The organism is Rhizobium vallis, assembly GCF_003985155.1.
Taxonomy (GTDB): domain Bacteria; phylum Pseudomonadota; class Alphaproteobacteria; order Rhizobiales; family Rhizobiaceae; genus Rhizobium; species Rhizobium vallis.
Window position 1 is genome coordinate 1 of sequence record NZ_ML133734.1, and the last position, 1417, is coordinate 1417.

Consider the following 1417-nt stretch of genomic DNA (forward strand, 5'->3'; position numbering starts at 1 on the left):
TGTCTTCTCTAATCGGCGTGGCGAGGTCAAGCGCCTACGAGTTTTCAGCCTGTGCGGTTTGTGACGTCGTTCGCGGCCCGCGCTTCTCTCCGGGATAAGCTTTGAAGCTCTCCCACCATGGTATCAGAAGAATGATGCGGTCCCATCTGCTCAACATCCTGAGGATGCAGTGTCCTCGGAGTAAGACAATTCCCGAACTCACATCACCCATCGTCCGCGAAGGACGTCTTCCGCCGTCAGGCGGAACTTTAAATCTCGACGAAGTTCGGTTTATGCTGCATCCGAAGCGACTCGCGTCCAGCGGAATTCCGATCCGTCACTCCATATCCGATGTAAAATCACCGCGAGTCTTCGTGCTAGAGCAACAATGGCCCTCTTGGCGCCGCGTCGTTTCGCAATATTCATGGCCCAGGCTTTCAGCCATGACCATTTTGCGACCCTTGTCAGGAGCGTCTGTGCAGCTTCGAAGAGTAGAGTTCGCATCATTCCATCTCCGCACAGCGAGATGCGGCCTATCCGGCAACTTTCTCCCGATTGATTGAGGACTGGTGTCAATCCCAGCGCTGCCCCGACTGAGCGAGAATTTCGAAAACGGGCTGGGATATCGATCGTTGCAGCATATGCCAGCGATACGATTGGGCCAACGCCAGGGACTGTCATCAGACGTCGGCAGACAGGATCAGTTTTTGCCGCTTCCCGCACCTTTCGATCCAGCTTCACGAACTCTTCGCGTAGCTTTGCCCTGGCGACAAGCAGTGGTTCAAGAATTGCCATCAGCTCCGGCAGACCATCGAGAAGCTCACGGATGCGTTCATCGTATTTTGGCGTCCCGACAACACCTACCTTGAGGCCAAAGTTGCGGAGCAGCCCGCGAATGTCGTTTTCCATGGCTATTGCTTTTTCCTGTAAGAGTTTGCGCGCGGTAAGCAGTGCGCGGTGCTTCTGGCTTGTCAGGGTTTTGACATGGACAGGCCGGAACAGGTTGACGCGCATCATCTGGGCAATGCCACGAGCGTCGTTGCGATCGCTTTTGTTCGGCTGCGCTTTCAGGAAAGCCTTGGTGTGCCTGGTTTCGATGCAGATCACAGGAAGGTCGACCTTGGCCAGGCCCTCGAACAGCCATTGAGATAGCGGGCCCGCTTCGAGACCGATCCGCTCAATACGCCACTGCGGATCGGATAGAAGTGTGATGAGATCTTCCGGGTGACTGACCACCTTACGTTCCCGGCAGCATTCTCATCGACAATACAAACGGAAGTCTCCTTTACGGAAACATCGAGACCGGCATAATGCTTCATGCTGCGCTTCCTTTCTGATGCTTGTGGCTGATGGCTCAGACCACGTTCTACCATCAACTCGAAGCGCAGCACCTTCCTCACCGTCAAAGATGGGCACCAAGCCGATTATCCCATCTGCT

Annotated in this window: 1 pseudogene; it reads right to left on the reverse strand. The window is 55.0% G+C overall.

Going from position 1 to position 1417, the window contains the following annotated elements:
• Positions 1 to 270: 270 nt before the first annotated feature.
• Positions 271 to 1298, reverse strand: a pseudogene (locus EFQ99_RS34785) (IS110 family RNA-guided transposase).
• Positions 1299 to 1417: the final 119 nt, after the last annotated feature.